Origin of the sequence: Streptomyces sp. ALI-76-A (assembly GCF_030287445.1) — a bacterium.
In the GTDB taxonomy this organism is placed as follows: domain Bacteria; phylum Actinomycetota; class Actinomycetes; order Streptomycetales; family Streptomycetaceae; genus Streptomyces.
Window position 1 is genome coordinate 7,298,309 of sequence record NZ_JASVWB010000002.1, and the last position, 24,849, is coordinate 7,323,157.

General features: G+C 71.5%; 23 protein-coding genes and 1 pseudogene. 10 read left to right on the forward strand and 14 right to left on the reverse strand.

The window, feature by feature from the left end:
• Nucleotides 1-6 precede the first annotated feature (6 nt).
• From QQS16_RS33230 to QQS16_RS33240, 3 genes are all read right to left on the reverse strand, one after another.
• On the reverse strand, nt 7-969 hold the full coding sequence (locus QQS16_RS33230) for a carbohydrate ABC transporter permease (RefSeq protein ID WP_286065754.1): 963 nt from the start codon (nt 967-969) through the stop codon (nt 7-9).
• Nucleotides 969-2,255, reverse strand: a complete 1,287-nt coding sequence (locus tag QQS16_RS33235) for an extracellular solute-binding protein (RefSeq protein WP_286066539.1) — start codon at nt 2,253-2,255, stop codon at nt 969-971. Before QQS16_RS33235 ends, QQS16_RS33230 begins: the two co-directional genes overlap by 1 nt.
• 110 nt (nt 2,256-2,365) lie before the next feature.
• Nucleotides 2,366-3,385, reverse strand: a complete 1,020-nt coding sequence (locus QQS16_RS33240) for a carbohydrate kinase family protein (RefSeq protein WP_286065755.1) — start codon at nt 3,383-3,385, stop codon at nt 2,366-2,368.
• 140 nt (nt 3,386-3,525) lie between these two features.
• Between QQS16_RS33240 and QQS16_RS33245 the strand changes: the two genes are divergently transcribed.
• From QQS16_RS33245 to QQS16_RS33260, 4 genes are all read left to right on the forward strand, one after another.
• Nucleotides 3,526-4,293, forward strand: a complete 768-nt coding sequence (locus QQS16_RS33245; RefSeq protein ID WP_286065756.1) for a DeoR/GlpR family DNA-binding transcription regulator — start codon at nt 3,526-3,528, stop codon at nt 4,291-4,293.
• On the forward strand, nt 4,290-5,627 hold the full coding sequence (locus QQS16_RS33250; RefSeq protein ID WP_286065757.1) for a 6-phospho-beta-glucosidase: 1,338 nt from the start codon (nt 4,290-4,292) through the stop codon (nt 5,625-5,627). Before QQS16_RS33245 ends, QQS16_RS33250 begins: the two co-directional genes overlap by 4 nt.
• 55 nt (nt 5,628-5,682) lie before the next feature.
• Entirely contained in the window at nt 5,683-8,739 is a 3,057-nt protein-coding gene (locus QQS16_RS33255; RefSeq protein WP_286065758.1) for an alpha-mannosidase, read from the forward strand.
• A 78-nt stretch (nt 8,740-8,817) separates the two neighbouring features.
• On the forward strand, nt 8,818-10,068 hold the full coding sequence (locus tag QQS16_RS33260) for an alpha-L-fucosidase (protein WP_286065759.1): 1,251 nt from the start codon (nt 8,818-8,820) through the stop codon (nt 10,066-10,068).
• Nucleotides 10,069-10,253: 185 nt separating this feature from the next.
• Here QQS16_RS33260 and QQS16_RS33265 read toward each other — a convergent pair whose 3' ends face one another.
• Nucleotides 10,254-11,453: an ATP-grasp domain-containing protein gene (locus tag QQS16_RS33265; protein WP_286065760.1), complete on the reverse strand. Its 1,200-nt coding sequence runs from the start codon at nt 11,451-11,453 to the stop codon at nt 10,254-10,256.
• 385 nt (nt 11,454-11,838) lie between these two features.
• Here QQS16_RS33265 and QQS16_RS33270 point away from each other — a divergent pair, with 385 nt between their 5' ends.
• Both QQS16_RS33270 and QQS16_RS33275 read left to right on the forward strand, forming a co-directional pair.
• On the forward strand, nt 11,839-12,699 hold the full coding sequence (locus QQS16_RS33270; RefSeq protein WP_286065761.1) for a metallophosphoesterase family protein: 861 nt from the start codon (nt 11,839-11,841) through the stop codon (nt 12,697-12,699).
• Nucleotides 12,696-13,376, forward strand: coding sequence for a 4'-phosphopantetheinyl transferase family protein (locus tag QQS16_RS33275; protein ID WP_286065762.1), 681 nt, complete (start codon nt 12,696-12,698; stop codon nt 13,374-13,376). Before QQS16_RS33270 ends, QQS16_RS33275 begins: the two co-directional genes overlap by 4 nt.
• A 133-nt stretch (nt 13,377-13,509) precedes the next feature.
• Here QQS16_RS33275 and QQS16_RS33280 read toward each other — a convergent pair whose 3' ends face one another.
• Nucleotides 13,510-13,749, reverse strand: a complete 240-nt coding sequence (locus QQS16_RS33280; RefSeq protein WP_286065763.1) for a hypothetical protein — start codon at nt 13,747-13,749, stop codon at nt 13,510-13,512.
• Nucleotides 13,750-13,983: 234 nt separating this feature from the next.
• On the opposite strand from QQS16_RS33280, the gene QQS16_RS33285 reads away from it, so the two are divergent.
• On the forward strand, nt 13,984-15,027 hold the full coding sequence (locus tag QQS16_RS33285) for an alpha/beta fold hydrolase (RefSeq protein ID WP_286065764.1): 1,044 nt from the start codon (nt 13,984-13,986) through the stop codon (nt 15,025-15,027).
• A gap of 28 nt (nt 15,028-15,055) precedes the next feature.
• On the opposite strand, the gene QQS16_RS33290 is transcribed toward QQS16_RS33285, so the two are convergent.
• Both QQS16_RS33290 and QQS16_RS33295 read right to left on the reverse strand, forming a co-directional pair.
• Nucleotides 15,056-15,586 (reverse strand): toxin-antitoxin system, toxin component, encoded by a 531-nt coding sequence (locus tag QQS16_RS33290; protein ID WP_286066540.1) that lies wholly within the window; start codon nt 15,584-15,586, stop codon nt 15,056-15,058.
• 32 nt (nt 15,587-15,618) lie between these two features.
• Nucleotides 15,619-16,269 carry a helix-turn-helix domain-containing protein gene (locus QQS16_RS33295; protein WP_286065765.1) on the reverse strand — a complete coding sequence of 217 codons (651 nt, stop codon included), beginning with the start codon at nt 16,267-16,269 and terminating at the stop codon, nt 15,619-15,621.
• 226 nt (nt 16,270-16,495) lie between these two features.
• Between QQS16_RS33295 and QQS16_RS33300 the strand changes: the two genes are divergently transcribed.
• Both QQS16_RS33300 and QQS16_RS33305 read left to right on the forward strand, forming a co-directional pair.
• Nucleotides 16,496-17,170, forward strand: a complete 675-nt coding sequence (locus QQS16_RS33300; protein ID WP_286065766.1) for an MmyB family transcriptional regulator — start codon at nt 16,496-16,498, stop codon at nt 17,168-17,170.
• A gap of 95 nt (nt 17,171-17,265) precedes the next feature.
• Nucleotides 17,266-18,129, forward strand: a pseudogene (locus tag QQS16_RS33305) (glycosyl hydrolase family 28-related protein); the annotation flags it as partial.
• Between the two features lie 134 nt (nt 18,130-18,263).
• On the opposite strand, the gene QQS16_RS33310 reads toward QQS16_RS33305, so the two are convergent.
• Genes QQS16_RS33310 through QQS16_RS33325 form a run of 4 tightly spaced genes read right to left on the reverse strand, consistent with a single transcriptional unit; the run spans nt 18,264 to nt 21,614 of the window.
• Entirely contained in the window at nt 18,264-19,076 is an 813-nt protein-coding gene (locus QQS16_RS33310; RefSeq protein WP_286065767.1) for an ABC transporter ATP-binding protein, read from the reverse strand.
• A 20-nt stretch (nt 19,077-19,096) separates the two neighbouring features.
• Nucleotides 19,097-19,876 (reverse strand): ABC transporter permease, encoded by a 780-nt coding sequence (locus QQS16_RS33315; RefSeq protein ID WP_286065768.1) that lies wholly within the window; start codon nt 19,874-19,876, stop codon nt 19,097-19,099.
• Nucleotides 19,873-20,646: an ABC transporter permease gene (locus QQS16_RS33320; RefSeq protein WP_286065769.1), complete on the reverse strand. Its 774-nt coding sequence runs from the start codon at nt 20,644-20,646 to the stop codon at nt 19,873-19,875. The genes QQS16_RS33315 and QQS16_RS33320 overlap by 4 nt, the downstream gene beginning before the upstream one ends.
• Complete coding sequence (locus QQS16_RS33325; RefSeq protein ID WP_286065770.1) at nt 20,643-21,614, reverse strand: ABC transporter substrate-binding protein; 972 nt, start codon at nt 21,612-21,614, stop codon at nt 20,643-20,645. The genes QQS16_RS33320 and QQS16_RS33325 overlap by 4 nt, the downstream gene beginning before the upstream one ends.
• Nucleotides 21,615-21,763: 149 nt before the next feature.
• Between QQS16_RS33325 and QQS16_RS33330 the strand changes: the two genes are divergently transcribed.
• Nucleotides 21,764-22,579 carry an IclR family transcriptional regulator domain-containing protein gene (locus tag QQS16_RS33330; RefSeq protein ID WP_286065771.1) on the forward strand — a complete coding sequence of 272 codons (816 nt, stop codon included), beginning with the start codon at nt 21,764-21,766 and terminating at the stop codon, nt 22,577-22,579.
• Here the strand turns inward: QQS16_RS33330 and QQS16_RS33335 are convergent.
• The 3 genes from QQS16_RS33335 to QQS16_RS33345 are packed head-to-tail and all read right to left on the reverse strand — an operon-like array spanning nt 22,530 to nt 24,753.
• Nucleotides 22,530-23,465 (reverse strand): PDR/VanB family oxidoreductase, encoded by a 936-nt coding sequence (locus QQS16_RS33335; protein WP_286065772.1) that lies wholly within the window; start codon nt 23,463-23,465, stop codon nt 22,530-22,532. The two genes, QQS16_RS33330 and QQS16_RS33335, sit on opposite strands and share 50 nt — an antisense overlap.
• On the reverse strand, nt 23,462-23,689 hold the full coding sequence (locus tag QQS16_RS33340; protein ID WP_286065773.1) for a hypothetical protein: 228 nt from the start codon (nt 23,687-23,689) through the stop codon (nt 23,462-23,464). The genes QQS16_RS33335 and QQS16_RS33340 overlap by 4 nt, the downstream gene beginning before the upstream one ends.
• The gene (locus QQS16_RS33345; RefSeq protein WP_286065774.1) at nt 23,686-24,753 is read right to left on the reverse strand and encodes an aromatic ring-hydroxylating dioxygenase subunit alpha; all 1,068 of its coding nucleotides are present in this window, start codon (nt 24,751-24,753) and stop codon (nt 23,686-23,688) included. The genes QQS16_RS33340 and QQS16_RS33345 overlap by 4 nt, the downstream gene beginning before the upstream one ends.
• Nucleotides 24,754-24,849: the final 96 nt, after the last annotated feature.

Here is a 24,849-nt window from a genome sequence, read left to right on the forward strand (position 1 = left end):
GCCTTCCTATTCTTCGTCCCGGCGCTGCACCAGGCGCCAGTTGACGATCGAGAAGATGACGACGACGAGGAAGATGCCCCACGCCACGGCGGCGCCGTAGCCGAAGTCGTTGTTGTCGAAGGTCTGCTGGAAGAAGTAGAGGACCATGGTCCGGCCGGCGTGGTCGGGGCCGCCCGAGAACGTCGACTCGTTCGCCGTGGTCTGGAGCAGCACCTGGGGCTCGGCGAAGCTCTGCAACCCGGTCACCGTGGAGACGACCAGCACGAACAGCAGCGTCGGCCGCAGCATGGGCAGCGTGATCCGGAAGAAGGTCTGCACGGGACCCGCGCCGTCCATCCGGGCCGCCTCGTACAGCTCGCCCGGGACCGTCTGGAGCCCGGCGAGGAAGATGATGGCGTTGTAGCCGGTCCACTGCCAGGTCATCAGCGTGGCGATGGCGACCTTGATGCCCCACGGGGTGTTCAGCCACGCCACCTGGTCCAGGCCCACGGCCTGCAACAGGGCGTTCATCAGGCCGAAGTTGGTGGAGAAGACGGAACCGAAGATGATCGCGACCGCGACGATCGAGGTGACGTTCGGCAGGAAGTACGCGAAGCGGTAGACGTTCTTGAAGCGGACGGCCGAGTTGAGCATCACCGCCGTCACCATCGCCAGCGCGATCATCGGGAAGGTGGCCAGCGCCCAGATGACGATGGTGTTGCCGATCGAGCTCCAGAAGGCGCCGTCGGCCAGCAGATAGCGGTACTGCGACAGGCCCGCCCACTCCATCGAGCCGAGCCCGTCCCAGCGGTGGAAGGAGAGGTAGAGCGAGAAACCGACGGGGATCAGGCCGAAGCAGAGGAAGAGGAGGTAGAAGGGGGAGATCGCGGCGTACAGGCGCCAGTGGCTCAGAACGCTCTTCCCGCGGTGCACGACCGGGGGCTCGGCCAGGACGGCCGGGGGCTGTTCGACCAGGGGAGCGGTGGCCATCAGTGGCTCACCCCCAGGTGGTCCGCGATGCGCCGGCAGGTGCTCATGGCGTCCTTCCATGCCGTGTCCGGGTTCTTGCCGAGGACGCCGACGTTCTTGATCTCGTCCCGGACCGGCTGTCCGAGGGCGATGTCGAACGGGCTGTTGTAGGAGACCGGGATCTTCTCGGCGGCCGGTCCGAAGACGTCCATCGTGATCTGGCCGCCGAAGAACGGGTCGGGCTCGCGCAGCTTGCTCAGCTCGTACGAGGCGGGGGTCGACGGGAACAGCCCGGCGTCGACGAAGCCCTGGGCCTGGTTGCCGGCATTGAGCATCCAGGTGATGATCTCGAAGGCCCGCTCCGGTTCCCGGCACGCCCTGGTGATCGCCAGGAACGACCCGCCGACGTTCGACGGACCGCCGGGACAGCTCGCCACCCGCCACCTGCCCGCCGTCCTCGGCACCCCGAGCTTCAGGTCGCCGGCCGCCCAGGAGGCGTTGAGCGCGCTGGGCAGCAGCCCTCTCTCCATGGCCGAGTTGGCGTCGGGCGTGCCCGACACGATGTCCGACACGATCCCGCGCCGCTTGGCCTCCACGGCCCGGTCCCAGCAGGCGCGCACATGCTCACCGTCGCCGATGAAGTGCCGGTCCCTGTCCACGAACCGGGTGGTGCCCTGGCCGAGCGACATCTCGAAGACGCTGCCGACGTCGGTGAGCAGGAACGCCCCGGGGACACGCTTCTTCAGCCGCTCGCCCGCCGCGAAGAACGCCTCCCAGGTGTCCAGCTCCCGGGACACGTCGTCCGGCTCGTAGGGCAGGCCGGCCTTCTCGAAGACGCCGGTCTGGTAGTAGTGCACGACCGGGCCCACGTCGATCGGGAAGCCGACGAGGGTGCCGTCGTCGGCGACCCCCTGCTGCCACTTCCAGTCCAGGTACCGGCTCTTGTACCTCTCGGCGCCGAGCGTCCGCAGGTCCACGAACTGGTCGGCGTTCGGCAGGTAGGAGGCCATGTCCTCGCCCTTGAGCCCGGCGATGTCGGGAATGTGGGCGCGGCCGGTCATGGTGGTGAGCAGCTTGGACCGGTAGTAGCCGCCGATCTGCTGGGCCTTGAGGGTGACGTGGTTGCCGTAGCGGGCCTGGGCCCTCTCGACGACGGTGTCACTCAGACCGCCGCTCCAGTACCACAGGACCATGTTCCGGCCGGTCGAGCCGGTCGGGACGGCACAGCCGGACGCCAGGCCGCCGAGCGCGGTGGCGGCCGTACCGGCCAGGCCCGCGCGCAGCAGGCCTCTTCGTGAGAGCCGCACAGCTCCCACCGCCTTTCGGATCTGTTCGGGACTTCACAGAAGGGGATGTCGAGGTCGTCGGGAGCGTCGCGCGGTGGCGCCCGTGGTGCGGGGCGGCGCCGTCGGGGCGCTCAGCGCCGTGGTGCGGGCGGGGTGACGGGGGCGTACCGCACGGGAGGGCCGGGGTCCGCCGGCAGCCGCTCCGCCAGGAAGCCGTACGCCCGCTTGAGCTCGGGGTCGGTCAGTGAGCGCCACCAGCGGTCGACGCCGTACCAGCCGGGGGCCGCCGGCGCGCCCCCGTGGTGCTGGACGGACAGACCGGCGGCCAGGACGGCGAACCGCAGCCGCTCCTCCAGCGGCCAGCCGCCCAGCGAGGCCGCGACGAAGCTCGCGCCGAAGACGTCGCCGGCACCCGTCGCGTCCAGCACGTCGACGTCGAGCGCCGGGACGTCCGCGTACTCGCCGGTCGTCTGGTCGACGGCGACGGCGCCGTCCGCGCCCCGGGTGACCACGGCCACCGGCACCAGCTCGCAGAGCGTGCCGAGGGCCGCGACCGCGCTGTCGGTGCGGGTGTAGGCCATCGCCTCGGACTCGTTCGGCAGGAAGGCGTGACACAGGGCGAGCTGTTCCAGCAGGTCGGTGGACCACTGCCGGGTGGGATCCCAGCCCACGTCGGCGTAGATCCGCGTGCCGTTCGCGGCGGCCTTGGCGAGCCAGGCGCGCGGTTCGGCCTCCAGGTGGACGAGGGCCGTGCACGCCTCGGGCGGGTCGCCCACCAGCGCGTCCTGCGAGTACGGCGGCTCCTGGCCGTGGGTGATCAGGGCCCGGTCGTCCCCCTGGGCGAGCGCGACGGTGACCGGGGTGTGCCAGCCCTCGGCGACGCGGGACAGCGAGAGGTCGACGCCTTCCTGGCCGGCCAGCACCTCCTGGCAGTACGCGCCGTAGAAGTCGTCGCCGAAGACCGTGGCCAGACAGGTGCTGAGACCGAAACGGGAGGCGGCGACGGCCAGGTTGGCGATGCCGCCCGGGCCGCATCCCATGCCGGCCGTCCAGATCTCCTCGCCGGGTGTCGGCTGCCCTCCCAGACCCGTGAGGACCAGGTCGTAGAAGAGCAGCCCGGTCAGCAGCACCTGGGGCTGGTCGGCGTCCACGCGCGGATCCTCTCGTCGGGAGAGCTCGTCAAAACTCTTCATTTCGGTGACCGGAATCGTGCGCTGATCCATGAGATTGGTCAATACCCGAGCAGAAGTGCGCATGGAAATGATTGAAGATGACGAGTAGTGTTCACGCCGTGCTGGCAGAACGACGACACCAACTCATCCTGCGGGCCCTTCGCTCCGGTGGCCCCGCGGCCGTGACCGATCTCTCCGAGCAACTGGGCGTGAGCCCCGCCACGGTCCGGCGCGATCTGGTCAAACTGGAGGAGGACGGCCTGCTGACGCGGGTGCACGGCGGCGCCGTCGTCGACGAGGGCGACCAGCCCTTCGCCGAGGTCGCCGAGGTGCGGGTGGCCGAGAAGGACGCCATAGCGGCGCGTGCCGCCGCCCTGGTCGCCGACGGCCAGTCGGTGCTCCTGGACATCGGCACCACCGCCTACCGCCTGGCCCGGCAGCTGCACGGCCGCCGGCTCACCGTGATCACCAGCAACCTGGTGGTCTACGAGGAGCTCGCCGACGACGAGGGCATCGAACTGGTGCTCCTCGGCGGCATGGTCCGCCGCGAGTACCGCTCCCTGGTGGGCTTCCTCACCGAGGACAACCTGCGCCAGCTGCACGCCGACTGGCTCTTCCTCGGCACCAGCGGAGTGCGCCCGGGCGGGCAGGTGATGGACACGACGGTCGTCGAGGTACCGGTGAAACGGGCCATGATCGACGCCAGTGACAAGGTCGTCCTGCTCGCCGACTCGGCGAAGTTCCCGGGTACGGGCATGGCGAAGGTCTGTGGTCCCGAGGACCTGGACGCGGTGGTGACCAACGCGCCGGTGGACGCGGCGACGCGGTCCTCCCTGGAGGAGGCCGGCGTCGACGTGGTGCTGGCAGGAAAGGCAGGGGCGGCGTGAAGCTGACGATTCTGGGCGGCGGCGGGTTCCGGGTGCCGCTCGTGTACGGGGCGCTGCTGGCGGACCGGGCCGAGGGCCGGGTCACCGAAGTGGTCCTGCACGATCTGGACGACAGCCGGCTGCACGCGGTCGCCCGTGTCCTGCGTGAGCAGGCCACCGACGTGCCCGACGCCCCCCGGGTGACCGTCACCACCGACCTGGACGAGGCCCTGCGCGGCGCCGACTTCGTCTTCTCCGCCATCCGCGTCGGCGGCCTGGAGGGCCGGGCGCACGACGAGCGGGTGGCGCTGGCCGAGGGGGTCCTCGGGCAGGAGACGGTCGGCGCCGGCGGCATCGCGTACGGTCTGCGGACCGTGCCGGTGGCGGTGGACATCGCCCGGCGGGTGGCCCGCCTCGCCCCCGACGCCTGGGTCATCAACTTCACCAACCCGGCGGGACTGGTCACCGAGGCCATGTCCCGCCACCTCGGCGACCGCGTCATCGGTATCTGCGACTCGCCCGTCGGCCTCGGCCGCCGGATCGCCCGCGTGCTCGGCGCGAACCCGCAGGAGGCGTGGATCGACTACGTCGGTCTCAACCACCTCGGCTGGGTCCGCGGCCTGCGCGTCGCCGGCCGGGACGAGCTCCCGCGGCTGCTCGCCGACCCCGACCTGCTCGGCTCCTTCGAGGAGGGCAAGCTCTTCGGCGTGGACTGGCTCCGGTCCCTCGGCGCGGTCCCGAACGAGTACCTGCACTACTACTACTTCAACCGCGAGGCCGTCCGCGCCTACCAGCAGGCCGAGAAGACCCGCGGCGCCTTCCTGGCCGACCAGCAGGCCCGCTTCTACGAGGAGATGAAGCGCCCCGGCGCCGCGGCGCTGACCGCCTGGCACCGCACCCGCGCCGAACGCGAGGCCACCTACATGTCCGAGAACCGGGAGACGGCGGGCGCCGGCGAGCGGGACGCCGACGACCTGTCCGGCGGCTACGAGAAGGTGGCCCTCGCCCTGATGCGGGCCATCGCCCGCGACGAGCGCACCACCCTGATCCTCAACGTCCGCAACCAGGGCACCCTCGCGGTGCTCGACACGGACGCCGTCATCGAGGTGCCCTGCCTGGTCGACGCCAACGGCGCCCACCCCGCCGCCGTCGCCCCGCTGCCCGACCACGCCACCGGCCTGGTCTGCGCGGTCAAGGCGGTCGAGCGCGAGGTGCTGGCCGCCGCCGAGTCCGGCTCCCGGGCGACGGCCGTGAAGGCCTTCGCGCTGCACCCGCTGGTCGACTCCGTGAACGTGGCCCGCCGGCTGGTCGAGGGCTACACCGACGTCCATCCCGGCCTGGCGTACCTTGGCTAGGCGCTCTCGGTAAGCGCTTTCCCCACTTCTGGTTCCCGGTTCCCTGGAGATCCTCATGCACGACGAACGCCGCCGGATCGAGGAGCGCGTCGAGCGCGTCCACACCCAGCGCATCAAGCCCGCGATCTACGCGGCCACCGTCCCCTTCGAGGTGGAGGCCTGGCAGGCGCCGGGCGAGCCGGTCCCGTTCGCCGAGGCCGCCGCGGCCGCCTACGAGCCCTTCGCGATGGACACCCCCTGGGGCCCGCCGTGGGGCACCACCTGGTTCCGGATGCGCGGGCGGGTGCCCGCCGCGTGGGCCGGCCGGCGCGTCGAGGCGGTCATCGACCTCGGCTTCGTCGGCGACTGGCCCGGCAACCAGGCCGAGGCGCTGGTCCACCTGACCGACGGGACGCCGCTGAAGGCGGTCAACCCGCTCAACCACTACGTGCCGATCGCCAACCCGGCGACCGGCGGCGAGGTGATCGACTACCTGGTGGAGGCGGCCTCCAACCCGGACATCCTCGCCGACAACTTCTCGAAGATCACCCACCTCGGCGACGTCCTCACCGCGGGCGACAAGCCGCTCTACACCTTCCAGCGCGCCGACATCGCCGTCCTGGACGAGGAGGTCTGGCACCTCGACCTGGACCTCCAGGTGCTGCGCGAACTCATGGTCCACCTGGGTGAGCACGAACCGCGCCGCCACGAGATCGCGCACGCCCTGGACCGGGCCATGGACGTCCTGGACCTGGACGACGTCTCCGGCAGTGCCCCGGCCGTCCGCGAGGTGCTCGCGCCGGTGCTGGCCCGGCCCGCTCACGCCAGCGCCCACACCATCTCCGGTGTCGGGCACGCGCACATCGACTCCGCCTGGCTGTGGCCGATCCGCGAGACCAAGCGCAAGACGTCCCGCACCTTCTCCAACGTGACGTCCCTGGCCGACGAGTACGAGGACTTCATCTTCGCCTGCTCGCAGGCCCAGCAGTACGAGTGGGTGCGCGACAACTACCCGAAGGTCTGGGCGCGCATCCAGGACTCGGTGAAGAAGGGCCAGTGGGTGCCGGTCGGCGGCATGTGGGTGGAGGCCGACGGCAACCTGCCCGGCGGCGAGGCCATGGCCCGCCAGCTGATCCACGGCAAGCGGTTCTTCCTCGAGCACTTCGGCGTCGAGACCAAGGGCGTCTGGCTGCCGGACTCCTTCGGCTACACGGCCGCCTATCCGCAGCTCGCCAAGCTCGCCGGCAACGAGTGGTTCCTGACCCAGAAGATCTCCTGGAACCAGACCAACAAGTTCCCCCACCACACCTTCTGGTGGGAGGGCATCGACGGCACCCGCGTCTTCACCCACTTCCCGCCGGTCGACACCTACAACGCCCGCTTCAGCGGGGAGGAGATGGACCGCGCGGTCCGCAACTACCGCGAGAAGGGCGGCGGTACGCGCTCGCTGGCGCCCTTCGGCTGGGGCGACGGCGGCGGCGGTCCCACCCGCGAGATCATGGAACGCGCGCGCCGGCTCGCGGACCTGGAGGGCTCACCCAAGGTCGTGGTGGAGCACCCCGACGCCTTCTTCGCCAAGGCCCGCGAGGAGTACCCGGACGCCCCGGTCTGGAACGGCGAGCTCTACCTGGAGCTGCACCGCGCCACCTACACCTCCCAGGCCCGCACCAAGCAGGGCAACCGCCGCAGCGAGCACAAGCTGCGCGAGGCCGAGTTGTGGGCGACGACGGCGGCGCTGCACGCGCCGGGCTACGCCTACCCCTACGAGCAGCTCGACCGGCTCTGGAAGACGGTCCTGCTGCACCAGTTCCACGACATCCTGCCGGGGTCCTCGATCGCCTGGGTGCACCGGGAGGCCGAGGCCGAGTACGCCCGTGTGGCGCAGGAGCTGGAGGCGCTGACAGCCCGGGCGGTCGCCGCGCTGGGCGCCGGGAGCACCCGGGTGTTCAACACGAGCCCGTACGACCGCGCCGAGGTGGTCCGGACGGCCGACGGCGCACCGGCGTACGTGGAGGTGCCCGCGGGCGGCAGCGCGCCCCTGACCGGCACCCGGCCCCCGCAGCCGGTCAAGGCCGAGGGGCGGATCCTGGACAACGGGCTGGTCCGCGTCGAGGTGGCTCAGGACGGCACCCTGTCCTCCGTCCGGGACCTGCGGGCGCACCGCGAAGTCCTCGCCGGCAAGGGCAACCGGCTCCGCCTGCACACCGACCTCCCGAACTACTGGGACGCCTGGGACATCGACAAGCACTACCGGAACCGCTACACGGACCTGCTGGAGGCGGAGTCGGTGGCCGTCGTCGAGGCGGACCCGCTCATCGGCGCGATCCGCGTCACCCGCTCCTTCGGCAGGGGTTCGACGATCACGCAGACCATCACGGTCCGCGCGGGCAGTCCCCGGATCGACTTCGAGACCGAGATCGACTGGCACGAGGCCGAGAAGATCCTCAAGGCCGGCTTCCCGGTGGACGTCCGGGCCGCCCACTCCTCCGCGGAGATCCAGTTCGGGCACGTCCAGCGGCCCACTCACACCAACACCAGCTGGGAGGCGGCCCGTTTCGAGGTCTCCGGCCACCGCTGGGTGCACATCGCCGAACCCGGCTACGGCGTCGCGGTCCTCAACGACTCGACCTACGGCCACGACGTCACCCGCACCGTCCGCGAGGACGGCGGTACGACCACCTCGGTCCACCTCAGCCTGGTGCGCGCCCCGCGCATCCCGGACCCCGAGGCCGACCAGGGCCGGCACCGGTTCACGTACTCCCTGCTGCCCGGCGCGAGCATCGAGGACGCGGTCGCCGAGGGCTACTCCCTCAACCTGCCGCTGCGCGTGGCGGACGCGGCGGGCGCCCCCGAGCCGGTCGTCTCGGTGGACGGCGCGGGCGTGACCGTCGAGGCGGTCAAGCTCGCCGACGACGCGTCCGGTGACGTCGTGGTGCGACTGTACGAGTCGTGCGGTGGCCGTGCCCGGGGCGTCCTGCGCACCGGATTCCCGCTCGCCGGCGCCCAGGTCACCGACCTGCTGGAGCGGCCGCTCCAGGACGCGGAGGTGGACGGTGACAACGCGGTCGCGGTGTCCCTGCGCCCCTTCCAGATCCTGACGTTCCGTCTGCGGCGCGCGACCCCGGACCGGTAGGCCGCAACACCGGGGGCGGGCGCGCCCCGCGTGCCCGCCCCGTCCGCCAAGTGGCGTGTCTCGCCGAGGAGTTCACCTGTGCCCATGCAACCGTGGTTCACCGACGCCAAGTTGGGGATCTTCGTCCACTGGGGGATCTACGCCGTCGACGGCGTCCAGGAGTCCTGGTCGTTCTACGACGGCATCGTGGAGCACGACCGGTACATGTCCCAGCTCGACCGCTTCACCGGCGCCCGGTACGACCCGCGTGCCTGGGCGGACCTCTTCGCCCGGGCCGGTGCCCGGTACGCCGTGCTCACCAGCCGCCATCACGACGGCGTCGCCCTGTGGGACACCGCGTACGGCGAGCTGAACCTGGGGCGCGACCATCTCGCCGGTTATGCCGACGCCCTGCGCGAGAAGGGGCTCAAGGTCGGCCTGTACTACTCCCACTCCGACTGGAACCACCCCGACTACGCCACCACCCGCAAGCCGGGCCGGCCGCCGGAGACGGAGGACAACCGCTACTCCGAGTGCCCGGCCGAGGACGAGGACCTGGACGCCTGGGAGCGGTTCCTCGCCTACCGCGACGGCCAGATCCGCGAGCTCGCCTCCCGATACCGGCCGGACCTGATGTGGTTCGACGGCGAGTGGGACCGCAGCGAGGAGCAGTGGCGCATCCCCGGACTCGCCGCGCTCATCCGCTCGTACGTGCCGGACGTGGTCTTCAACGCCCGCATGCTCAGCGAGGGCGACTACGCCACCCCCGAACAGGGCGCCCCCATCGAACCGCCCGACGGCCCCTGGGAGCTGTGCCTGACCATCAACGACTCGTGGGGCTATCAGCACCACGACCACAACCACAAGTCGCTCACCCAGCTGGTGCGCTACTTCACCGAGACCATCGGCGGGGGCGGCAACCTGCTGCTCGACGTCGGGCCACGGGAGGACGGCACCATCCCCGAGCCGCAGGCCGAGCGCCTCGAAGGCCTGGGGGAGTGGATCCGCAGGCACTCCGACGCCGTGTACGGCACGGTGCGCGGGCTGCCGGCCGGGCACCACTACGGGCCCAGCACACTCTGCGCGGACCGCCGCACGCTCTATCTCACCCTCTTCGACATCCCGCGCGCCGAGATCGGGGTGCGCGGTCTCGTCACGCCGGTCCGCCGGGTCACCGTCCTCGGTACCGGCACCGAACTGGCGCACCGGGTCGTCGGCGGGCTCCACGACGCCGTCGGGGTGCTGTGGATCGACCCGCCCGGCGCGGCCGACCTCGACCCGCACGCCACCGTGCTCGCGGTCGAACTGGACGGCGAGCTGGAGCTGTACCGCGGATCGGGCCGCTTCTGAGCCCGGGCACCCCCCGCACACGGCTCCCGGCGGCCCCGGGGGTTCCCGCGGGAATCGGGAAAGCGGCGGACCGCCCGGGCACGGACGGCACCGAAGGTTCCGTGACCATGGTGCCGCGCGTCCGCGGCGCCCGGCGTCCGCCTGCCCCCGCGCGGACACGGGCGGCCCTGCCGCCCGCGGGCGGCCTACAGCGGCAGCGCCTGAGTCGTGGCCCCGACGGAGTCGGCCTTCCGGCCGGCGTCGGCCACTGCGACGGAGTCGGCCCCCCGTCCGGAACCGACCTCCCTGCCGGAGTCCGGCGGTGTCCGCTCCACCGCCGACGGCAACGGCTCCGCGTCCTCCGCCCGCTGGTGCGGGATCGAGACGGCGCGCAGCGGCCGCGGCGCCGACACCACCGTGTAGTCCTGGCCCAGGAACGGCGGAGTGATCTCCCCCGGGTCCTCGCCGAGCGCCAACTGCACCGCCGCCCAGGGGGCGTTGACCCCGCACAGCGACAGCTGGTGCAGTCCGCCCGCCGGACGCGTGTTGACGTCCATCAGGACCGGCGTCTCGCCGAGCATCCGGAACTGGATGTTGGACAGGTAGTGCAGCCCGAAGCCCTCCGCGATCCGCCGGGCCGGCTCCAGCCACTGCTCGGCGAGCGTGAACCCGCGGCGGCGGCCGTTCTTGGTGCGGCCGATGGCCAGCCGGATCCGGTTGTCGGGTCCGGTGAGGCAGTCCACCGACACCTCCGGCTGCTCCAGCCGCGGCATGACCAGCCAGTCCACCGGCTCCTCGGCCTGCTTCAGCGCTTCCAGCGCCAGGTCGAGCGGGACGTACGGGCTCGGGAAGCCGTTGAGGTGCACGAGCGAGAAGGGAGCGCGTGTGATGACCCGGAAGCCGACCCCGCCCGCACCGGACGCCGGCTTGAAGCACGCCTTGTGGCCGCCCGCCTCCAGTTCCTCGACCGCCGCCAGCAGTTCGTCGGCGGACCGTACCCGCCACCACGACGGCACCGGCACCCCGATCGCCTGGACGGCCTCGTAGGCGATCACCTTGTCGTGGAAGACGGCCACGGCCTCCGGCGGCGGCGCCAGCAGCGCCGTACCGGCCGCCTCGAAGTCGGCGCGGTGCGCCACGATCGCCGACTGGTGCAGCCGGGGCACGAACACGTCGATGCCGCGCCGTACGCACTGGTCCAGCGCGTACTCGACGTACGCGGCCGGGGACAGGCCCTCCGGCTCCAGGTCGGCGGTGTCGGCGGCGGCCAGCACGGGGGAGTCGGCGTCGCCGTGCGTCGCATGGATCTCGACGGCGCGGTCGCTGGGATTTCTCCGCAGCTGATCCATGAAGAACACGTTCTCCGCGTACGTGCGGTTGAGCCAGACGCGTACGCGAGAGACCATGCAGGCCGCCTTCCGTGGTTCGCGGGCAGGACGGAGCACGCCCGTGCCCGGGCAGGGTGATGGGGGTACACCAAACCGCCCCGTGCGAGGGACGTTCATGGCGGTGGTGTTGGGGCGATCATACGGCTTCCGCGGGGCACCGCGTGCAACGTGCGTGTTACGGATTTTCCGATCATGCTCACATTGATCCCGGGACCCGGGACCAGCGTCTCCCACCTCGGGAAGAGCGCCACCACCGCCCCTGGGCGGAGCGTCCGCGCCGCCCGCGGCAGGCGGCGCGGACGCCTCCCGTACCCGAAGACCAGCCGACCTGGTCCACCCTTGTCCTAGGGGCCGCGGCGGATATGCTCTCGTGGTCACATTCTGGAGCTCGGAGGGGTGAGAGGTGACGTCGACGGTCGGTGGCGTGGGGCAGTTACTGGCCATCAGCGACCTGCACATCGGCTACGAGGAGAACCGCGCGCTGGTCGAACGGATGCGGCCGCAGACCGACGACGACTGGCTGCTCGTGGCCGGCGACGTCGCGGAGACCTCGGCCGACATCCGCTGGGCCCTCAAGACGCTCGCGAGCCGCTTCCGCAAGGTCGTCTGGGCGCCGGGCAACCACGAACTGTGGACCCACCCCAAGGACACCGTCACGCTGCGCGGGGCCGCCCGCTACGACCACCTGGTCGAGCTGTGCCGGGAACTGGGCGTGACGACCCCCGAGGATCCCTATCCCGTGTGGAACGGCCCCGCCGGCCCGGTCGCCGTGGCCCCGCTGTTCCTGCTGTACGACTACTCCTTCCTGCCGGCCGGCTGCTCGACCAAGGAGGAGGGACTGGCGTACGCGCACGGCACCGGGATCGTCTGCAACGACGAGTTCCTGCTGCACCCCGACCCCTACCCGAGCCGTGAGGCCTGGTGCCGGGCCCGGGTCGCCGACACCGAACGGCGGCTCGCGGCGATCCCCGGCCACCTGCCCACCGTCCTCGTCAACCACTACCCGCTGGACCGGCACCCCACGGACGTCCTGTGGCACCCCGAGTTCGCCATGTGGTGCGGCACCCGCCTCACCGCCGACTGGCACCACAGGTTCCGCGTGCAGACCATGGTGTACGGCCATCTCCACATCCCCCGCACCACCTGGCACCAGGGCGTCCGCTTCGAGGAGGTGTCGGTGGGCTACCCCCGCGAGTGGCGCAAGCGCACCGGACCGCCGGGGAGGCTGCGCCGCATCGCGCCGAGGGAGGCCGGGGCCCGGTGATCGAGGAACTGCTGCCCGCACCGGTGGTGGTGGTCGAGGCGTACGGCTACGACGAGTTCGACGAGAGGCGCCTGTTCCCCGAGGAAGCGGCTGTCGTCGCCCAGGCGATCGGCAAACGACGCCGCGAGTTCGCCGCCGTACGCTCCTGCGCCCGCCGGGCCATGGGGAAACTCGGCGTGCCGCCGCACCCCGTGCTGCCCGGGGAACGCGGCGCTCCCCGGTGGCCCGAGAGCCTGACCGGCAGCATGACCCACTGCGACGGCTACTGCGCCGCCGCGCTGGCCCACGTCGGTGACCTCGCCTCCCTCGGTATCGACGCCGAACCCGACGGACCGCTCCCGGAGGGCGTCCTGGACGCCGTCGCCCTGCCCGCCGAACGGGAGCGTCTGCTCCGGCTCGCCCACGACGACCCCGGGACCCACTGGGACCGGCTCCTGTTCAGCGCCAAGGAGTCCGTCTACAAGGCGTGGTTCCCCCTCACCCTGCGGTGGCTCGATTTCTTCGAGGCCGACATCGAGATCCTCGTCGGCCCGGGAGAGGGACTGCACGGCACCTTCCGCGCCGAACTCCTCGTCCCCGGCCCGGTGGTGGGCGGCCGGCGGCTCGGACATCTCGACGGCCGCTGGACGGTCGGACGCGGACTGCTGGCCACGGCCGTCACCGTGCCGCACGACTGACGCACGGGACGACCGAGCGAACGGCCTGGAGGACTGTTCGAGCTGGACCCCGTCGCGGCGTACGGGATGCCCGGCGTACGGGATGCCCGGTGTGCGAGATGTCCGGCGTACGGCACGGCCGCGGTCGCGCGGGCTACGGCTCCGGCGGGCACCAACTGTGCAGGAGGCGGAAGAACTCCTCCTCGTTGCCCGCGAGGCCCGCCTCCGCCAGGGCCCGTTCCGCCTCGGCGAGCACGGCGGGCGGGACGACGGACGGCCGGCCGGAGCCGGGCGGGCCGGACGCCTCGTCGAAGGCGGCCCGCACGGTGTGCAGCAGCCGGAGGTAGGCCTGGACGGCGGTGCGCTCGCGGTCGGTCGGTACGGCGGTGTGCATCGGGCGGCTCTCCCCAGGTCGTGGTCGTCCCTCACGCCGTGTGGCGCGTGTGCCGCCGCACGGCGGCACATGTCCAGCTTGCCGCCCACCACTGACAATCCGGTCCCGCCGCACGCCGGTTCGCCCGCTTAGCGGAGGCGAAACCTCACCGAAACCCCCGGCCGGAATGCCGCTCTACGCTGGAACCAAGCGCTTTCGGCCGCTCCTTCGTGGCCACCCGAACAGGAGGAGTACGTGGTCGAAGCCCCCCGACGGCGCCCGGCGCGCACCGCACGGCTGCGCTCGGTGAGCGATGCGGAACTCCAGCTCCGGTACCGCGTGGTGCACGGATACCGCCGTGCCTTCCGGATGGCCGGCGAGGGCCCGCCCCTGGTGCTCATCCACGGCATCGGGGACTCCTCCGCCACCTGGGCCGGACTGATCCCCGACCTGGCCCGCACCCACACCGTCATCGCCCCCGACCTCCTCGGCCACGGCGCCTCCGACAAGCCGCGCGCCGACTACTCGGTGGCCGCCTACGCCAACGGCGTGCGCGATCTGCTCACCACGCTCGGCATCGAGTCCGCGACCCTGCTCGGCCACTCCCTGGGCGGCGGGGTGGCCATGCAGTTCGCCTACCAGTTCCCCGAACGCACCGAACGGCTCGTCCTGGTCGGCGCGGGCGGAGTGGGCCGCGAGGTCAACCCGGTCCTGCGGCTGGTCTCGCTGCCCGGCGCCCATCTCCTGCTGTCCACCCTGCGACTGCCCGGAATGAGGCTCCAGGTCGGCCTCGCCGTGCGGATGATGAAGCTCCTGGACACCGATCTCGGCCAGGACGCACCCGAGTTGCTCACCCTGGTGGACGCGCTGCCCGACGAGACCGCCCGCAACGCCTTCATCCGCACCCTGCGCGCCGTCGTCGACTGGCGGGGTCAGGTCGTCACCATGCTCGACCGCTGCTACCTCACCGAAGGCATGCCGACCATGCTGCTGTGGGGCGACCGGGACAGCGTGGTGCCCGTACGGCACGCGTTCGGCGCGCACGAGGCGATGCCGGGCAGCCGGCTGGAGATCTTCGAGGGCGCGGGCCACTTCCCGTTCCACAGCGACCCGGCCCGCTTCGTCTCCCTCGTCGAGGAGTTCACCGCCACCACGGCCCCGGCCCACTGGAGCCGCGAGCACTGGCGCGACCTGCTGTGCGAGGGCGGTCCCGGCACCACCCCCGGCCGTCCCGACGGCGTCCGCGACCGGGCCAAGGAACGCGACCGGCGTGAGGCCAGCGAACGCAGCGCGACCTGACACGGCCCGGTCACCGACGGCCCCCGGGTCAGCCCTGCGGCCCCAGATAGCCCAGGGACGCCTCGATCCGGCCCGCCAGGTGATCACGCGGCACCGGTCCCCGCTGTGACGAACCCGCCAGCCACGTGCGGCACTTGCTCGCCAGCAGCAGGCCGAAGGTCTCGGCCTCCTTCTCCTCGGCCAGGTCGAAACGGTCGCGCGCCGCGACCTTGAGGACGGTCGCCCTGAGGTCCGCCTCGTCGTGCAGCAGCCGCGCGGCGACCGCGGCCCCCTCCACGTGGTGACCGCAGTGCCCGGCCTTCATGTGCCACAGCTCGTGGCCGAGGATCACCAACTGGTGGTCCGGGGCGGTGCGTTCCTCGATCACGACGAGGTCCTGGTCGGCCATGTCCAGCCACAGCCCGCTGGCGGTCCCGGGCGGGAAGGCGGCGGTACGGAACAGGACGGGGCGGCCGCGGCGTCTGCTCATCGCGTCGCACAGCGCCCCGTACAGCTCGGCGGGCGGCGCCGGTGCGGGGAGGGACAGTTCTGCCACCAACTCGCCGCACAGACGGCGCATGTCCTTGCCGATGCCCACAGTTCTCTCCCGGATCAGGACTCGGGCCGCTTGACGCTCTCCAGGAGCATGTCCAGCCACTCCGCGACCTTGTCCCGGTGCTGGTCGGTGGGCAGCTGCGCGGCCCGCCAGGCGATCCCCCGGACGCCGTGGTCCTGCAACAGCCGCTCCAGCGGGTCGTCGAGCACCGCGGCCGCCTCGCGCTCCGCGAGCTTCTGAAGGAGCTCCTGCTCGGTGCGCTGGAGGGTGCCCGCGAGCGCTTCGGGGTCCTCGGCCGTGAGGAATCCGGCGTGCACCCGGAAGAAGCGCTGGATGGCGTCGCAGTGCTCCATCGTGGGACGCCGGTCGCCGTTGATGAGCGCTCCGGCCTGCTGCCGGGACATCCCCGCGCCGTCGGCGATCTCCTGCTGGGTGTATCTGCGCCCGTTGGGCTTGAGCCGGGTGCGGCGCAGCAGGTCCAGGCGCTGGAGGAACCGGGCCTGCACATCGGGTTCACCGGCGGGCCGGCCGCTCAGCAGGGCCTTGACCACGGGTTCCGGCACACCGGAGGCGACGGACAGACGGCCGGTGTCGAAGACCTCCGCGTGCGGTACGCCGAGCCGGTCGGCCAGTGCGGCGACACGGGCGACGACGGCCGACAGCACAGCCGACGCCGCGTCGCCGGAACCCTCGAAGCCAACCGACACCGACAGATCTCCTACGTCTCTCTCACTGGCTTCTCACAAGCGATTGCCGTGAACTTCCCGGAGAATAGCGGGTCGTTCGAACGCACATCCAGGTCTCGCCACAACTGTGGCCAATTTCAGCCGTCAACGGGCACCGAATGCCACGATAGTTGACACCGATCGTATCGGGGAAGCAGGATCAAGGGCGCCGCGTGAAGGCCGCAGAGGCAAGAGGGGTGACCTCCCGATGGCATATCAGGCAGGTGGGCAGCGGACCGTACCGAGGCCCTTCCCCGACAGTCTCGAGGCCCAGGCGTATCTGCAGGACTACGCCACGCTCCTGGAAGCGGTCTCGTTCCCGTCCGTCGTCCTCGACCACCGCTGGGACGTCGTCCTCGCCAACACCGCGTTCGCGTCACTCTTCCGTGGCGTGGGCCCGCATCCGACGGCCATGCCGGGCGACAACTTCCTCCGTTTCGTCCTGTTCCACCCCGACGCGAGCATGGTCCTCGCCGACCACGAGACGCGCTGGTGCCTGCCGATGCTGGCGCACCTCGCCGCGGCTCTGGAGCGGCACGCCCACGACCCCGCGCTGCAAGCCGTCCGCCGGGACATCGCCCAGGACCCGCTCATGGAGGCCGCCTACCGGCAGGGCCTGCCGCACTGGGTGCGCGCGGTCGGCGAGCGGGCCGTCGAGCACGACGGCGCGGTCCGTCCCCTGGTGCACCCGGACCCGCGCTGGGGTGCCACCGACTGCCGGGTCGTCGACGAGACCCCCCGGAGTCTGCGGGACATGGGCTACACCCGGCTGACGCTGGTCCTGCGCCCCGCGCGCCGTCCGGCGTCCGCCATCACCCGACGGACGGTGCGTGCGCGCCGTACGGCAGGTCACCTCAGCGTGGTGCCCGCCCCCGAGGTCTGACAGGCACCGCCGGCGTTCAGGTCGCCGACGGCGCCTCGTCAGCTCTTCCCGCCTTTCCTCCCCGCCTCCTCCCGCACTCGCGCGGGGGCATTCTCCAGTCGACCGGTACCCAGGTCACCGTGGACGTCGCCGACTTCGAGCAGGTGGCGAACGCCGCCACCCAGCCCGCCGGGTCGGTGTCGGTCACCTCCCGGGGCGCCGACCCGAGCGGCACCGGCGACTCCACCCAGGCCTTCCGGGACGCCATCGCGGCCGCCCACGGGGGAGTGGTCTGGATCCCGCCGGGCGAGTACCGGCTGACGTCCGCACTGGGCGGAGTGCGGAACGTCACCCTCCAGGGCGCCGGCAACTGGCACTCCGTCGTGCGCGCCTCCCGCTTCATCGACCAGACCACCTCCTCCGGCGGCGTCCACATCAGGGACTTCGCGGTGATCGGCGAGGTCACCGAACGCGTCGACTCCAGCCCGGACAACTTCGTCAACGGCTCCCTCGGCCCGGACAGCTCCGTCTCCGGCATGTGGCTCCAGCACCTGAAGGTCGGCCTCTGGCTGACCGGCGACAACGACAACCTGGTCGTCGAGAACAACCGCTTCCTCGACATGACCGCCGACGGCCTCAACCTCAACGGCAACGCGCGCGGGGTCCGCGTCCGCCACAACTTCCTGCGCAACCAGGGCGACGACGCGCTCGCCATGTGGTCGCTGTACGCGCCGACCACGAACAGCAGCTTCGAGAACAACACCATCACCCAGCCGAACCTGGCCAACGGCATCGCGATCTACGGCGGCACCGACCTCACCGTCAGGAACAACCTGGTCCAGGACACCAACGCCCTCGGCAGCGGCATCGCGATCTCCAACCAGAAGTTCCTCGACCCGTTCCACCCGCTGGCCGGCACCATCACGGTCGACGGCAACACCCTCGTGCGCACCGGGGCGATGAACCCCAACTGGATCCACGGTCGTCCCCGCGCGGGAGTACCGCTTCGACCCGGCGACCGGCAACGCCGTCACCGTCCCCCTGCCGAGCGGAACGAACCTGCGGCACCTGCGGCTGCACGTCACCGCGAACACCGGATGGCCCGCGGCCCAGCTCAGAGAGGTGGAGGCGTATCGGACTTCGTGACCGACACCGTGGTCCCGCGCTTCGCCGCCTGGATCTGTTCGTAGACATGGGTCCGCAGTTCGGCGAAGCGCGGGGCCACCCGGGTGTGCAACTGGTCGCGCTCGTCCGGCAGATCCACCTTGAGCTGCTCCTGCACGACGGTGGGGGAGGCGGACAGCACGACCACCCGCTCGCCGAGGTAGACGGCCTCGTCGATGTCGTGGGTGACGAACAGGATCGTGATGCCGCGCTCCCGCCACAGCCGCCGCACCAGGTCCTCCAGGTCGGCGCGGGTCTGGGCGTCCACCGCCGCGAACGGCTCGTCCATCAGCAGCACCCGGGGCTCGTAGGCGAGCGCACGGGCGATGGCCACGCGCTGCTGCATGCCGCCCGACAGCTGCCAGGGATACGCCCCGGCCGCGTCCGCGAGATCCACCGAGCGCAACGCGTCCGCCACCAGCTCACGGCGCCGCGCCTTGCCCAGGTCCTTCTTCTGCTTCAGAGGGAGTTCGACGTTCTCGCCGACCCGCATCCACGGGAACAGGCTGCGGCCGTACTCCTGGAAGACGAAGGCCATCCCGGGCGGCGGACCGGTCACCTTCCGCCCCTCCAGCAGCACTTCGCCCGCCGTCGGCGCGAGCAGTCCGCCCATGCACTTCAGCAGGGTCGTCTTGCCGCAGCCCGACGGGCCCACCAGACAGACGAGTTCACCGGCGGCGACGGTGAAGGTCAGGTCGCGCACCGCCTCGACCCGCCGCCCGGATCCCTCGTAGACCTTCTTCAGGCCGCGTACGTCGAGCATGCTCTGCCCTTTCTCGGACGTCACCGGGACCGCCGGGTGGAGGCGCGCAGACCGTGGTACCAGCCGAGCGCGCGCCGCTCGGCCAGCTGGAACACCACCGACAGCAGGAAGCCCAGCAGGCCCAGCACCAGGATCCCGGTCCACATGTCGGGGATCGCGAAACCGCGCTGGAACTGGACCACGGTGAAACCGAGACCGCTGCTGGCGGCGAACATCTCGCTGATGACCATGAGGATGATGCCGATCGACAGCGCCTGGCGCAGCCCCGCGAAGATCTGCGGGCTCGCCGAGCGCAGCACCACGTGGCGCAGGCGCGCGGCGCCCGTGATGCCGTACGAACGGGCGGTCTCGGCCAGCACGGAGTCCACCGCCCGCACGCCCTCGACGGTGTTGAGCAGGATCGGCCACACACAGCCGCTCGCGATCACGACGATCTTCATCGTGTCGCCGATGCCCGCGAACAGCATGATGACCGGGATCAGGACGGGCGGCGGCACCGCCCGCAGAAACTCCAGCACCGGTTCGCACACCGCCCGCACCCGCCGGAAGGACCCGATGACCGTGCCGAGGGCGACGCCCACCACGGCCGCCGTCACGTAGCCGGCCGCGAGTCTGAGCACGCTGGGCAGCGCGTCCGTGCGCAGCCGTTCGCCCGTCCAGACGTCCGGGAAGGCCCGCAGGATGGTCCGCAGCGGAGGCCAGTACACGTCCGTGCTGTCGTCGGACGCCAGCCACCACACGGTCAGCAGCACGAGGGGCAGCGCGAGGACGAACACCACACGCAGCAGGAAGCGCCTCACACCACCACCTCCCCGCGCACCGACTGGTGCCAGGCCAGCGCCCGCCGCTCCACCGACCGCGCGCCCACGTTGATCAGCAGGCCCAGCAGTCCGGTCACCACGATCAACGCGTACATGTCCGGGACCGCCTGCGAGTTCTGCGCCACGGCGATCCGGGCGCCCAGCCCGGGGGCACCGATGACGAGTTCGGTGGTGATCGTGAGGATCAGGGCGACGGCCGCCGCCAGCCGCACCCCGGTCATCACATAGGGGAGCGCGGTCGGCCACAGCACGTACCGGATCCGCGCCCAGGTGCCCAGCCCGTACGAGCGTGCCGTCTCCTCGGCGACCGGGTCGATGTCCTGCACGCCGTACAGGGTCTGGATCAGCACCTGCCAGAACGATGCGTACACCACCAGCAGCAGCACCGAGCGCAGTTCCGTCCCGTACAGCAGGACCGCCAGCGGGATCAGCGCGACGGACGGGATCGGGCGCAGGAACTCGATGGTGGAGGCGGTCACCTCGCGCAGATACGGCACGACCGAGAGGACGACCCCCACGACGATCCCCGCGCACGCCGCGACCGCCAGCCCCACCGCCCAGCCGGTGAGCGTGTCGCCGAGCGCCGTCCAGAACGTGTCGTCGGCGAGTTCGCCGGCGAAGGCGTCGGCGATGCGGCTGGTGGGCGGGAAGTACGCCTCCTCGACCAGGCCGAGCCGCGGCACCGCCTCGCCCAGGGCGAGGAAGGCCACGAGTCCGGTCGCACCGAGGGCGATGTTCAGACCCTTCACGGCAGCAGCTTGTCCAGGTCGGGCTCCGCCTTGAACAGGCCGTCGTCCTGGCCCAGTTGCCGCAGCGTCTCGATGGAGGCGCGGTTCGCCTCGGCCGGCCACTTCGGCAGCGTCACCTGCTCCAGCACCGGAGCCGGGATCTTCGTGTACGTGGTGACGATCGCGCGGACCTCGTCCGGGTGGGCGTCGGCGTACGCCAGGGACTCCGCGGTGGCCGCCTCGAACTTCCTCACCACGTCCGGGTTCTGCTGCGCGTACCGCGTGGAGGTGAAGTACATGGCGACGGTGAGGTCCGGGGCGACGTCGACCAGGGGCGAGGCGATCTCCACGCCGCCCTGGCTCCTGACGGTGGCGCTGGCCGGCTCGACCACGCTCACCGCGTCGATCCGGCCCTGGTCGAGGGCGGCGGGCATCTGGTCGAAGGCGAGCTCGACGAACGTGACCTTGTCGGGGTCGCCGCCCGCCTCACGCACCGCTTCGCGCACCGCGGTCTCGTTGATGTTCTTGAGCGTGTTGATGGCGACCTTCCGGCCCTCCAGGTCCTTCGCCGACTTGATGGCGCTGCCCTTCTTCACCATCAGGGCGTTGAAGTCCTTGCCCTGCACGCCCGTCGAGGCGATGCCGTTGACCACGGCCTTGACGGGCACGTTGTTGGACTGGGCGATCATCAGCGACGTCACGTTGCTGAAGCCGAACTGGAACTGGCCGCTGACCACACCCGGCACGATGGCCGCGCCGCCCTGTGCGGTGGTGATGGTCAGTTTCAGGCCGTGTTTCCCGTAGAAGCCCTTTTTCTGCCCGAGATAGACGGGCGCCACGTCCACGATGGGGATGAGGCCCAGCTGGACGGTGGTGGTGGTGCCGGACGACGGGGTGCTGCCCGGCGTACCGGAGTCGTCGGACGAGCCACAGGCCGCCGTGGCGAGAAGGACGGTGCCGGCCGCGAGACCGGCGAACAGACGACGCATGGCTCCTCCTGTGCAGACTACGGTGTTCCGACAGGTTGTGCGCACACCGCACACTAGTGCTCGGCCAGGGTGGAGGGGAATGGAGAAACGACCGTCCGGAACGGTCAATGGGCAAGGATGACAAGGTCGTTGACAGTCAGGAGGGCGTGATGCCCGAACCGGTCCGCGCACCGCACTTCGTGAGGTCCTTCGAACGGGGCCTCGCCGTCATCCGCTCCTTCGACGCCGAGAACCCGGCGCGCACGCTCAGCGAGGTGGCCCGCGCCTGCGATCTGACCCGCGCCGCCGCCCGCCGGCTGCTGCTCACCCTCACGGATCTCGGCTACGTCCAGTGCGACGGCCGGCACTTCCGGCTCACCCCGCGGGTCCTGGAACTCGGCTACGCCTACCTCGCGGGTCTGACCCTTCCTCAGCTCGCCGAGCCGCACCTGGAGCAACTCGTCTCGGAGATACGGGAGTCCTCGTCGCTGTGCGTGCTGGACGGCGACGACGTCGTGTACGTCGCCCGGGTGCCGACCCGCCGCATCATGTCCGCGACGATCACCGTGGGCACCCGCTTCCCGGCGCACGTGACCTCCGTGGGCCGGGTGATCCTCGCGGATCTGCCGGACGAGGAGATCGACGCCCGCCTCGCCCGCGCGGACCTGCGCCCGCTGACCGCCCGCACGATCGGCACGCCGGACGCCCTGCGGGCCGAACTGCGCCGGGTGCGGCGGCAGGGGTACGCGCTGGTCGACCAGGAGCTGGAGGAGGGGCTCCGGTCCGTCGCCGCCCCGGTGCGCGACCGGGACGGACAGGTGGTGGCCGGCGTGAACATCGCCGTGCACGCCGGCCGCACCTCCGTGGCGTCGGTCCGCAGCGACCTGCTGCCACGCCTGCTCGCGGCGGTGGCCCGGATCGAGGCCGACCTGCGGATCACAGGTCCAGGACGAGCCGCTTCCCCCGGCACCGGGACACACAGATGAGCATCGTCTCGCCGGCCTCGCGTTCCTCGTCGCTGAGCACCGAGTCCCGGTGGTCCGGGGTGCCGTCCAGGACGTCCGTCTCGCAGGTGCCGCAGGTTCCCTCGGTGCAGGAGAACAGCACCTCGACCCCGGCGGCGCGCACGGTGTCGAGCACCGACACGTCCGCGGGGACGGTCAGCGTACGGCCGCTGCGCGCCAGCTCCACCTCGAACTCGGTGTCACCACCCGTCTCCTGGGCCTTCGGCTGGAAGCGCTCGACGTGCAGCGCCGCCGCCGGGCACCGCGCCTCCACCGCGTCCAGCAGCGGCCCGGGACCGCAGCAGTACACCAGGGTGCCCTCGGGCAGGGCGTCGAGCACCGAGGCGAGGTCGAGCAGCCCCACCTCGTCCTGGGGGGCGATCGTGACGCGGTCGCCGTACCGGCTCAGTTCCCCGGTGAACGCCATGGACGCGCGCGTGCGGCCGCCGTACAGCAGGCTCCACTCGGCGCCCGCCGCCTCGGCCGCGGCCAGCATCGGCAGCACGGGCGTGATGCCGATGCCGCCCGCGACGAAGCGGTAGCGGGGGGCGGGCAGCAGCGCGAAGTGGTTGCGCGGACCGCGCACCCGCACCGTGTCCTCCCGCGCCAGCCGCTCGTGCACATAGGCGGATCCACCGCGCCCGTCCGGCTCGCGGAGCACCGCGATCCGCCACGCGGCGCGGTCGGCCGGGTCGCCGCACAGGGAGTACTGCCGTTCCAGGCCGGGGCCGAGGACGACGTCGATGTGAGCGCCCGGCTCCCAGGCCGGCAGCGGCTCGCCCAGCGGGTGGCGCAGGGTCAGGGCGAGCACGCCGTCGGCCGCCGGCTCCCGGCCCGTGACGACGAGTTCGGCTTCGAACGCGGTCATGAGCTGTGTCCTCGCGGCTCGTGTCCTTGGTGCGCGTTCGCGCGCGGCTCGTCTGCGTGCGGCTCGTGTCCTCGCGGGTGGGCGAGCATCCACTCCCACATCTCGACGGGATCCTGCGAGGAGTGCTCGCGACCGCAGTGACAGGTGCCGTGCAGGACGTCCGTGCCCGGCAGCCAGTCGATGCGGTAGACCTCGCGCGGCCGGTCGGGGAAGAGCTCCGTCACAGGACCTTCTCCACGGGCTTGTCGCCCTCCTCGACCAGCCGGGCGAGGATACGGCGGGCGGCGAGACCCCCGGTGTCGATGTTGATGCTCAGCTCCTGGTAGCCGGTCCGCTCGGTGCCCAGGGTCCGTTGCAGCAGGTTGAGCGCGTCGACGTCCTGCATGACCACGGTGTGGTTGTTGCCCCGAAGGAACTCGGTGACCTCGGCGTCCTCCGTCGCCCAGTCCCGCGAGACCATCCAGAAGTCGTACACCTTGCCGTCGTCGGACGGGGTGATGGCGTACGTGATCTCGGTGTGGAAGCCGTTCGGGTCGCTGCCGTCGGGCTCCGGCAGCACCCCGACCGGCGCGATCCGGCTGTGCAGCAGGTACAGGCACGGCGCGTGGTACTCGATGTCCTGCCAGCGGGTGATCCGCCCCTCGATGCCGGTGGACCTGGCGTAGAACGGCGGGCAGGCGGCGTCGTCCATGTGCCGGCTCACCCGCACGATCCCCGCGCCCTCGTCGACCTCCGTGGTGATCGGAGTCTCCGCGACCTCGGGCGTGCCGATGTACCCGCCGTGCAGATACGTCTCATGGGACAGGTCGAGCAGGTTGTCGACGAGGAGACCGTAGTCGGCGTCGATCGGCTCCATGCCGCGCACCGTGACCCAGCCGGGGGAGTCGAGGTGACGGGCGCGCGGGATCGTCTGCGGGTCGGCGAGCGCCGGGTCGCCGATCCACACCCAGACCAGGGAGTCCTGCTCGACGACCGGGTAGGAGGCGACGCGGGCGGTGCGCGGGACGCGTTTCTGCCCCGGCACGTACACACACGTGCCGGTCGTGTCGTAGGTGAACCCGTGATACCCGCACACGATCCGGTCACCGTCGAGGCGGCTCTCGGACAGCGGGTAGCGGCGGTGCACACAGCGGTCGTGCAGGACGACGGGCGTGCCCTCCTCCTCGGTCCGGTAGAACACGAGCGGCTCACCGAGGATCGTCCGCCCGAGCAGCTCCTCGCGGCCGACCTCGTGGCTGTAGGCGGCGACGTACCACTGGTTCCTGGCGAACGCGGTCATGTGAGGCATGGAAGCGGCTCCCGTCTCTCTTCGGTGGCGCCATCATCCGGAAGGACGTCGCGGCGCGGCAATGCCTCTTCCGTCCCGCGGAAGGCACGTGCGACC

Bases quoted from the DNA above. Each gene is read 5' to 3' on its own strand.
- QQS16_RS33230 (WP_286065754.1), bottom strand. From the start codon at position 969: ATGGCCACCGCTCCCCTGGTCGAACAGCCCCCGGCCGTCCTGGCCGAG.
- QQS16_RS33255 (WP_286065758.1), top strand. From the start codon at position 5,683: ATGCACGACGAACGCCGCCGGATCGAGGAGCGCGTCGAGCGCGTCCAC.
- QQS16_RS33265 (WP_286065760.1), bottom strand. From the start codon at position 11,453: ATGGTCTCTCGCGTACGCGTCTGGCTCAACCGCACGTACGCGGAGAAC.
- QQS16_RS33280 (WP_286065763.1), bottom strand. From the start codon at position 13,749: ATGCACACCGCCGTACCGACCGACCGCGAGCGCACCGCCGTCCAGGCC.
- QQS16_RS33290 (WP_286066540.1), bottom strand. From the start codon at position 15,586: ATGCGCCGTCTGTGCGGCGAGTTGGTGGCAGAACTGTCCCTCCCCGCA.
- QQS16_RS33300 (WP_286065766.1), top strand. From the start codon at position 16,496: ATGGCATATCAGGCAGGTGGGCAGCGGACCGTACCGAGGCCCTTCCCC.
- QQS16_RS33310 (WP_286065767.1), bottom strand. From the start codon at position 19,076: ATGCTCGACGTACGCGGCCTGAAGAAGGTCTACGAGGGATCCGGGCGG.
- QQS16_RS33325 (WP_286065770.1), bottom strand. From the start codon at position 21,614: ATGCGTCGTCTGTTCGCCGGTCTCGCGGCCGGCACCGTCCTTCTCGCC.
- QQS16_RS33330 (WP_286065771.1), top strand. From the start codon at position 21,764: ATGCCCGAACCGGTCCGCGCACCGCACTTCGTGAGGTCCTTCGAACGG.
- QQS16_RS33335 (WP_286065772.1), bottom strand. From the start codon at position 23,465: ATGACCGCGTTCGAAGCCGAACTCGTCGTCACGGGCCGGGAGCCGGCG.
- QQS16_RS33345 (WP_286065774.1), bottom strand. From the start codon at position 24,753: ATGCCTCACATGACCGCGTTCGCCAGGAACCAGTGGTACGTCGCCGCC.